Origin of the sequence: Pseudovibrio axinellae (assembly GCF_900110875.1) — a bacterium.
Taxonomy (GTDB): Bacteria; Pseudomonadota; Alphaproteobacteria; order Rhizobiales; family Stappiaceae; genus Pseudovibrio; species Pseudovibrio axinellae.
Window position 1 is genome coordinate 1 of record NZ_FOFM01000033.1, and the last position, 8,882, is coordinate 8,882.

Here is an 8,882-nt window from a genome sequence, read left to right on the forward strand (position 1 = left end):
ACCTCAAGGCCTACGACAGTGTGCCAGAAGCTAGAAAGGCCATCGGTAAATTCATCGCCTTTTATAATCAGAAACGCCCACATTCATCGCTTGACCGGAATACCCCGGATCAGGCTTACTGCAAACACCCGCAGCCCATAACTCAAGCTGCGGCGTAATCGGAGCAGATCCACTTATAAAAGACGCTCACCTGTCCAAACAAACGAGACCACCTCTGTCCTCAGCTGATTTAGATTAATGCAACACGGCCGAGAGCAATAATGTTGTCAGGATTCCCGCATTTGTGCAGATATATCGTAACTCATGGAACAGTTCGGGATTTAACATTAAGGACGATCAAAATCGCAGTCTTGTTTGCTAATGTAACATGAGGAGAAATTAAAAAGTGACTCAGCACCGTCCCTTCCCCACAGTACGAATGAGTTGCTGGAGGGATTGCGAAGTTCAACTGGATTAAATAGATGCGGAAAGTTGAAGAAACTATCGCTGCCCAGCATGAACCATCCGCAGGAAAGAAACAAACCTTGATGCTCTCCGTAGGTTGAATAGAAATCAATAAAGTCTACGCCGAGTTTTGGGAGCTCCGTTTCCACAAAACTAACTGCAGATTTCATCGCAGGTAAATCGCCGAAAAGATCCAGGATGTGTGCGATGCGAACTCCATCATTAATGTCTTGCAATCGGTACACCAAAACCGCGAGCGACCCGCTCTCATTCGGGTTAGTAATGATCTTAACATTGTAAGAATAGGTCGGATGCCGACTATATCGCCAAGCCATCTCGGTGGCACCCCTAGCGAAACAATTCGCTCTCGAGGAAAAAGTAGAGTTCACTTCTTCAATGATATCATCTGTGGCCTCAATCGTTTTGTAAGGCACTTGGCTCGTCACAGAATTCTGGCGCCAGTAACGGTGAATTTTGCTAGTCCGCTTATCCGTGTACGCTAGATTTTCAACTTTATTAAGATCAAACACTTTCATATAGCGAGGTACTGGATTCAGGTATCTGAAACCATGCCTCAAATAAATGGATACAGCCATCGGAGTAATTCCCATTCCCAAAAGAACGTCGTAACGCTTCTGCAAATAACGTAGCATTGCTGGACCAATGCCTTTGTTTTGTCCTTTAGGAGCAACTATCCAGGTCGTTAACTCTGCCGCGGCCAACTTTTCATTGCGGAAGATAAAAGTACGTTCGTTGAGGCCCATAACTCCAAGAACGATACCCTGACTATCGACAGCAACACAACAATGATCCTCGCCCCTGTTCAAAGGGGCCTGTGCAAAATTCCAATTGTAGTACTCTTGTTCCATAATTGGAATTCTTCGATTCCAATTATTTTCATAGAACTCACGTACCTTTGAGCCATTAACTCCTAGCTCCGACGCTGAACCTACCCGCACACTCGGTCTCCATGTTGTTGTTTTTTCTGGATAGCAAGGAGGTCCGATAGAACCGCATCGAGTGCAATCTCATTAGTATAGTTCTTTCCCGAGTTTACACCAATGTCTTCATCGATAGCTGCTTTGAAGCTGTCGAGATTGTGAATGTACTTAAAGGTTCCCTGCTTGACTTCACTTTCATAATTTTGCTTTCCAGTTTCACTAGAAATTAATGCGGTAACGCCAAGTGTTGCGCCTTCGGCGGCTATTGATGAGCCTTCAGAGAGTGTAAAATCAGCATATTGAAGCAAAGAAACTAAGGGAATATCATCAACTTCTTTGCTGACAACTACGTTTTTGTTTACTGGATCAAAGTCCGCGACTGAATACCGCTTCCCTTTTGGGTGCATCCGGACCAACCATAGTATATCTTTCCCACCTTTTGAAATAAGTGTCTTAAAGAGCGTCGGCACCTCGGTTTGGCTTTGCATAGCCAATAAAATAACATGGGAGTGACGAGATATTCTACTCATCAGCTTTTCGCTAATTGGGACATTAAACTCAAACTGCTTTTGGACCCAAGGTTCCCCCATTTTCACAGCGGTGGAGTGCTTGCCGAATACTTTGGAAATGTTATCTGCTTCCTTCTGTCCCCACACCATAAAGACGTGAGGAAGCGACCGATAACCTTCGGAAGGGATCTCCTCCCAGTTATTATAAAGCGGATTATAACCAACTTGGATGCCGTGCTGTATGTCAACCGTCAGGATTCCAAGTTCTTTCGCCGCTGAAATTAGTGGGGCGTGATAGTGAAAGGAAGGTACAAATACAACCTTAGGATTTACTTTCAAGAGTATATCCTTATAAAAATCACGCGTGTGAAGCTCCCAGTCGAAAAGGTCATTGATTATCTTAGGCGAGATATCAATCAACGGGAAAAATCGGCGAAAATATCTGAAAAAATTTGATTTGATATTTATGGAATCGGAGTACCCAATCCTTTTTATATGTGGTGAAAAGATGAAGTCAGGTCTGTGATAATAATTTGGTGTCTTTTTAATTGCCGGAGATATATTCCGAATGAGCTCTATTTTTTTCGCGCTCGACAACCTTTTTGCAGCTTCGAATACTGGATCAGTAACGCGGTAATATATTTTTTTCTCAACATGTACTTGTTCTGATGCATTTAGTGCTGTAAAGAATAGAAAATCAACTTCTTCATTACTGTCAATATCTTCTACGAATTGAAATCCATACTCTTTTGCAAGCTCATGCTTTTTATCTATATCAAAGTTTTCTGTTGTGCCAAGGTGCAGACGTGACGGCTTGGTTGTAGCCCCATCAATCTTTCCGATGCTTAAAGCCGTCAATTGCACTAAAAGATGGTTTCGCAGGTACGGCCATAAGTGTTCGTCACCATACTTGATTGTATTTACTGGAAAATTTTCAGCAAATCGCACAATTTGATTGTACATCTGAGGGTCAGGTTTTGTCAGCCGTGGATTTGCCTTAGCCGGAATGTTTTTTCTTATTTTATCCCAATACCTACGTGAAACATATTTATATATTTTTTTTACACTAAACTTCATCGATAAAACCCTACAATTAAACGCTTAACGCAGCCAGCAAGTTCGCGTGATCTTCCCTCGCGTATTCCAAGGGACCGCGATTTTTCATAGGCTTTATATCTGCACGGAACCCCATTACAACCCCCATATCGCCGAGCAAATCTATAGTATGTTTATTATACGAGTTACAGGGATGAGAAACTGTCGTGGGAAAATATCCGGATAATTCCTTAATCCTCTTACGATTGGTTTCGTATTCCAATTTCTGCACAGAGATAGGAGACTTTGCAATTGTTGTTGGGTGAGTATGTGAGTGTAATCCTATAATATGGCCGTCGGCAGTCAGGAGTTGTATTTGCTCTTTCTTCAACCATAGATTACTAGCCGCTTCCTTTTTGTCGAACTGGCATCGCTCCATCATATTTTCCATAATGAAGACATATGTTCTCTTATCTAGTTCCTGATCTCTCAAGTACCTAAACCACTTGTCCTTTAACGAATAAAAGGGTGAGTTTTTAAGGTACTCCTCAGGATCAAATATAGATTCGACATGATGATATCTATCCCCAACTTTCTCCCTAGCAATAGAAAAAAACAAATCATAAAATTCATCTATATTATTAAATGAAGTGCACCTGAAATATCGGAAAACCTCCAAATTCTCCTGTTCACCGTCAAATACCGAAGTGTAAACGAACCAAAACGCAGTTAAATTTAGCTCATCCAAGACTGGTTTGGCTACATCATACTGGCATAAAAGCGCATCGTCGAAAGTAACGCAACTATGATGAGATGAGAGCTGCTGCGCGCCAGCTTTTGCTAACCAGTCGTTTGCTGGTAGTATGTTTTGAATACCCACGTACTGCAAAATGTTATGAAAGTCTTCGCTGCCTATACTGCCTTGGACCTCAGGATGACCGTGACCATGAAAATGATGAAACATTAATCCGGTCGGTTCAGTGAATGAATTCTGCGTAACCATTTTTATCTATTGCCATAAATTATTCTATGTGACAGCACGGGTATGCTTGGAGACTGACTTAAAAGATAGTGAGAAAGGTGGGCGAAAGTATTTTTGTTTGGGCACCTCCCAAAACTGGTCTTTTTCCAATTCGTCACAAAATGCACTTACGCTTAAACCGTTCCCAAACTCCATGGACGGCTCGTATCGCTTGTCCCATTCGGCCTCAAGGAATTTTTTGATTACATAGGAATCATTAGCTGACACATTGGTGATGGAGTTGGAGTGAGCGCGACCGGTTTGACGCGTTCCAACATTCAATGTAGGAATCCCTAAAAAAGGCGCTTCTCTCACGCCGGCGCTACTATTGCCAATAATACAGGCTGCATTTCTCATAAGTATTGAGAAGTATTCAAATCTCATGCTTGCGAGCTTAACGAAATTGGAGGAGCTTAGCTTACCAACAATATCCATTATGCCTCTTGAGCCAGGGTCATTATTTGATGATATGACTATATAGTTTTTACCCGATGCATCTAGCGTTCCGAACAAGCTTGCGGCCTGCTCATCCATACTTTTCTGCTCTGATGTCACCGGATGAAAAATAACAACCCCATAATTAACGAAAGGGATGTCGTAGTGAAAAAGAACCTCATCAATACCGATACTCAGATCCCTCGCGTGAATGTCCAGTTCTGGGGAGCCGATTAACGCAATTCGCTCTGGATCTTCACCTAAACTCTCAACGTTTCTCTGTGCTGTTTCCGAGCATACAAAATGGTGATGCGCGAGCTTCGAGACACAGTGCCTAAACACTTCATCAATAGTTCCAGAAACTTCGCCGCCTTCTATATGTAGGCAGCGTACATAATTTGTTGCACAAACAAATGCGCATGCCTTAGCTTCTACCCGATCACCGTGCACCACGACTAAGTCGGGTTTGTGTTCATGTAGCCAATCGGAAAAACCGATCACAGTCTTGGCATATATAGTGTCAAGTGAATCGCCCTCACGTTGGTTTACATATTCATATGTTGTTGCGCCTTCAATTCGTCGAACTTCTATGAAAGTCGAGCCGTATGCTCGAAGCATGTGCATGCCGGTCACAAAAAAAGAGACATCCCAGCCTCGGGATATTAGTCGCTTTGACACTTCTTTTATCTTACTAAAATCGGCGCGTGTACCAGTAACAAATATTATCTTTTTGCCATTTTTGCTCATCCTATAATTACCCAATATCTTCCCAATTCAGCTGTTCGTTAAATTCTTTGTCCTTTTTAAGGCGCTTCCCAATCAATTTAGACAGGTCATAGCCTGGAATATCGCCAGTTCCGGGTCGGCGAGCCCAGATGTCGTCTTCGGATAGAATTTGACCTGCTTTTAAGCTTTTATCAGCGACAACTGAGCTACGGGCAAACCGATATGTAGCTTCTTCTGCCTTTGATCGAGACTTCGAGTTATGGAGGGCAATGTGTATTTCTCTAGAGCGTTCAATCAAATACTTTAGCTCTATAGGGTCCATCGAACAGGAAACATCTGGACCTTGTCTATAACGACTGTCGACGAAGTGTCGCTCCAAGATACAAGCACCTAATGCTGTAGCTGCAATGCACATTTCAGAACCGATTGAATGATCGGAGAATCCGACAACAGCGTTAGGGAAAGCTGAGCTAAGCTCAGTTACACCCTGCAGGGATACGATTTCTGGTGGAGAAGGATATAAATTGGTACATTCCAACAACGCATAGTCGCAATCGGCTTCTTCAAGAATCGCAACTGATTCTTGAAGTGTTTCGATCGATTGCATACCTGTACTCATAATTATCGGCTTGCCAAAGTTCGCGATATGTCGAATGAGGGGCAGATTATCGCACTCACCAGATCCGATTTTGAAAGCAGGTACATCAATTGTATTTAGAAAGTCCGCAGCAGAACGAGAGAATGGAGTGGAAATATAAATCAACCCCAAGCCCTCGGCGTACTTCTTTAATTGAATCTCTTCATCAGGGGATAGCGCGCAAGCTTCCATAATCTCCCAGATAGACCTAGTATCATTTGCGGGGATTACTGTTTTCGCTTCTTCAGTCATCTCATCGCTGACGAAATGCGTTTGATGTTTTACCATTTCGGCGCCAGCTTGAGAGGCCGCTTTAACCATAGACTTTGCTGCATCCAGACTGCCATTATGATTTATGCCAATTTCTGCGATCACGAGAGGAGCGTGTTGAGTTCCAATAAGTCTGTTTGCGATCTTCATTGTATTTTCTCCGCGGAGGCGAGCAAGGCGCGACATTTTTCAAAGTCTTCATGGCTGTCGATGTCCTGAGAATCGTTCTCGGACATAGTGATGGTTCCAATCCGGTCTACATCGAATAGGCAGTTTTCAGCGAACATCTTACTGGCAAATACATACACCGCTCCGTTTGGCCGATACAATCGAGGTAGCTGTTGTCTGTTTGAAAAGCTGTATTGAGGCATAGAAATAGGAATAAACTTCCCTTCTTCTACTGTTCCGTATTTCAAAGGTGCATTAGACGTTTCGGTTACCGACTGAACAAGTGTATGATGCCCACTTCGAAAGACATCAAGCGCGCTTTTAATATGAGAAGCGCGCCGAAGCGGCGATGTAGGCTGAAGGAGTACAACAGTCGCATTACTTGTCAGATTTTCATTGACAAAATGATTTAACACCTGCCCCATTGTTGCGGTGTCTGTACAGAGACGATCAGGTCGCTTCACAACAATTGCACCACTGTTATCAGAGTGGATAATCTCCTCGATATCAGTCGAAATGTATATCTTATCAATTCCTGCTGCTTTTGCTGCCAGAACCGAGTGATAGTAAAGCGAGTACCCCAAGATTTCTTTAGTATTTTTGAGGTGCAATCCTTTAGACCCTTTTCGTGCGGGTATAAATGCTATTACATTTTCTGGTGAATTGACTAAACTCATAATATTTCTGATGCTTATTTTAACTATCACACTTTATAGTGGAGAAGAATATCAAAAGCACGGCAAATAAACCGCGCTATCATTAGTGTACCCAGCTTATTTGGCAAACACCGCGCCGGTAGCGGTGTGGCAATTCTAGCCTCCACAGTCTCTAGGAGAAGGTTTTTGTTGGCATCTGTAGAAGGCAACAAATTGGCATCGCTCCATTCTTTCGTCGGCATCTTTACTGTTCTGCCATTTAACAGTTCATTTATTGACATAGCCATTCGAGTTTTTTGGAAAAGGCGTACTCCTCCAAAACGACCGAAAGCTCCAGGCGTCTTAAGAGGGGCCGTAGGAATTCCCAGAAACATCGAATAAAGAAGTACCGTTGAATTTATTCCTAAACAGAGTTTACAATCTAAAAGTACGTCTTGTGGAGAGCCGTAATTAACTTCCACACCAATTTGACTACTTCCTTCATTGCAAATTTCAGACACAATCGTTTCAACGTGACTGCATGTCGCATTATTATGATTTGATTTTTCTTCCGGCCTGTTTCTCGCTAAAAATACTACCTTCTCGAAATCATTCTTTTCGCCAATTGAGATTATTTTGGTGAATAGGTTCTTCCTGTCTGTTTTTCGTTTGGGCAGTATGTTCTGATCGACATACACCAAGTTTTTCCCATTGTTATTCGCTGGCAAATTCGCGAATGAAGGGTATCCGAATAACACAGCGTTTTCACTTGTTGTGCCAAATAGATACTTGCAAGCTTTAGCATAGTCTGCAAATGTTCTTCTGTCGTTAAAAAGAAGTATGTCAGAGCCCGCGCGACACCACTGACCATATGTCTGAATGTAATATAAAACACCAGGAAACGCACTAATTGTGATTGGAGGCTTGTCTGTTTTCGTGCCCTTTAAAATTCTCAATTCATTCCGGGCATGATGTGCAGGAAGCCCCAAATATACGGCGTCGTATTTGCATAAGAAACCTGTGTTGCTTTTGAGATCGTCTAGGGAGAGGTGCTGGTCTTCGATTTCTATATGGGCGACTTGAAAGCGCTTCAGCTGCCTTTTACTCAATGTAATTTGGCCGTTTTGGCTACACAAAATTAGAGATATTGACCAATTCTTATTTTGAAAGGCTTCATGGACTTTTAGGGCATGCGGCAAGTATGAATCCGCGGCGACAATCAGACCCATTTTCTTCATAATTATTTCTTTTCAAAATTATTTAATGCAACCGGAGATACCCTATGAGTTTACCGAAGAATACCTGCCTACGGCAGGATTTGTTATTATCATTTACGATACCTTAGGTGATTGAAGCGCTTCTGTTTGTCAAGCAGTAATCTGAGTTCGGTTGATTTCCCGATAACGGTCCCAATTGGCCTTGTTGCACGTGTCGCTCAGTGTCTGTAATTAGCAGGCTTGTTCGTCTTCATAAAGCTATACGATGCGGCCGTGTTGCATTAATCTAAATCAGCTAATAATGGACTGGCTCAGGAAAATGGAGAGCCTTCTGATACGATCAATTCACGAGAACTTCATGGGTCGAGAACATTATACGGAAGAGTTTAAACGGGAAGCGGGACGGCTGGTGGAAGTGAGTGGCCGGCCATACCTGAAATCGCTGCCGATCTTGGTTTGGGAAGAGCTACCTTGAACTGCTGGATCAAGGAGTTTCGGGATCAGGATTTGCTGGCAGGGCCGTATGAGGATGCCAGTAGAGAATTAGCCCGTTTGCGCAAAGAAAACGAACTATTACGGCAAGAGAGAGATTTATTAATAAAGGCGGCAGCGTTCTTCGCCAGGGAAACAAGTCGATGAGATATCAGTTTATCGATGCACAGAACGCCTCTTATTCAACTGCCAGCCTCTGCGCCTTCATGAGTGTCAGTTGCAGCGGATATTATGCCTGGAGAAAGCGGCCTGCGAGCGCCAGACAACGTAAGGACATGGTGCTCCTTGCTCATATCAAGGACAAGTTTGAAGCCTCAAACCGAGCTTATGGCTCACGGCGCATTGCAGCTGA

The 8,882-nt window shown here is 43.1% G+C and carries 8 protein-coding genes and 1 pseudogene; 2 read left to right on the forward strand and 7 right to left on the reverse strand.

Annotated features, from left to right (window positions below):
- Nucleotides 1–158: integrase core domain-containing protein (locus BMZ51_RS22580; RefSeq protein WP_139201443.1), on the forward strand; the 158-nt coding region annotated here is incomplete at its 5' end.
- Nucleotides 159–326: 168 nt separating this feature from the next.
- Here BMZ51_RS22580 and BMZ51_RS22585 read toward each other — a convergent pair.
- The 7 genes from BMZ51_RS22585 to BMZ51_RS22615 form a co-directional block, all read right to left on the reverse strand.
- Nucleotides 327–1,313, reverse strand: coding sequence for a GNAT family N-acetyltransferase (locus tag BMZ51_RS22585; protein WP_068010310.1), 987 nt, complete (start codon nucleotides 1,311–1,313; stop codon nucleotides 327–329).
- Nucleotides 1,314–1,393: 80 nt separating this feature from the next.
- Entirely contained in the window at nucleotides 1,394–2,971 is a 1,578-nt protein-coding gene (locus tag BMZ51_RS22590; RefSeq protein ID WP_068010308.1) for a hypothetical protein, read from the reverse strand.
- A 16-nt stretch (nucleotides 2,972–2,987) separates the two neighbouring features.
- The gene (locus BMZ51_RS22595; protein WP_082825730.1) at nucleotides 2,988–3,932 is read right to left on the reverse strand and encodes a polysaccharide deacetylase family protein; all 945 of its coding nucleotides are present in this window, start codon (nucleotides 3,930–3,932) and stop codon (nucleotides 2,988–2,990) included.
- Nucleotides 3,933–3,956: 24 nt separating this feature from the next.
- Nucleotides 3,957–5,132: a UDP-N-acetylglucosamine 2-epimerase gene (gene neuC, locus BMZ51_RS22600; protein WP_068010304.1), complete on the reverse strand. Its 1,176-nt coding sequence runs from the start codon at nucleotides 5,130–5,132 to the stop codon at nucleotides 3,957–3,959.
- A gap of 7 nt (nucleotides 5,133–5,139) precedes the next feature.
- Entirely contained in the window at nucleotides 5,140–6,168 is a 1,029-nt protein-coding gene (locus BMZ51_RS22605; protein WP_068010301.1) for an N-acetylneuraminate synthase family protein, read from the reverse strand.
- On the reverse strand, nucleotides 6,165–6,863 hold the full coding sequence (locus tag BMZ51_RS22610; RefSeq protein WP_068010300.1) for an acylneuraminate cytidylyltransferase family protein: 699 nt from the start codon (nucleotides 6,861–6,863) through the stop codon (nucleotides 6,165–6,167). The genes BMZ51_RS22605 and BMZ51_RS22610 overlap by 4 nt, the downstream gene beginning before the upstream one ends.
- A 26-nt stretch (nucleotides 6,864–6,889) precedes the next feature.
- Nucleotides 6,890–8,059, reverse strand: a complete 1,170-nt coding sequence (locus BMZ51_RS22615) for a DUF6716 putative glycosyltransferase (RefSeq protein ID WP_068010297.1) — start codon at nucleotides 8,057–8,059, stop codon at nucleotides 6,890–6,892.
- A 614-nt stretch (nucleotides 8,060–8,673) separates the two neighbouring features.
- Here BMZ51_RS22615 and BMZ51_RS24410 point away from each other — a divergent pair.
- Nucleotides 8,674–8,882, forward strand: a pseudogene (locus BMZ51_RS24410) (IS3 family transposase); the annotation flags it as partial.

Bases quoted from the DNA above. Each gene is read 5' to 3' on its own strand.
- BMZ51_RS22585 (WP_068010310.1), bottom strand. From the start codon at position 1,313: ATGGAACAAGAGTACTACAATTGGAATTTTGCACAGGCCCCTTTGAAC.
- BMZ51_RS22590 (WP_068010308.1), bottom strand. From the start codon at position 2,971: ATGAAGTTTAGTGTAAAAAAAATATATAAATATGTTTCACGTAGGTAT.
- BMZ51_RS22595 (WP_082825730.1), bottom strand. From the start codon at position 3,932: ATGGTTACGCAGAATTCATTCACTGAACCGACCGGATTAATGTTTCAT.
- neuC (WP_068010304.1), bottom strand. From the start codon at position 5,132: ATGAGCAAAAATGGCAAAAAGATAATATTTGTTACTGGTACACGCGCC.
- BMZ51_RS22605 (WP_068010301.1), bottom strand. From the start codon at position 6,168: ATGAAGATCGCAAACAGACTTATTGGAACTCAACACGCTCCTCTCGTG.
- BMZ51_RS22610 (WP_068010300.1), bottom strand. From the start codon at position 6,863: ATGAGTTTAGTCAATTCACCAGAAAATGTAATAGCATTTATACCCGCA.
- BMZ51_RS22615 (WP_068010297.1), bottom strand. From the start codon at position 8,059: ATGAAGAAAATGGGTCTGATTGTCGCCGCGGATTCATACTTGCCGCAT.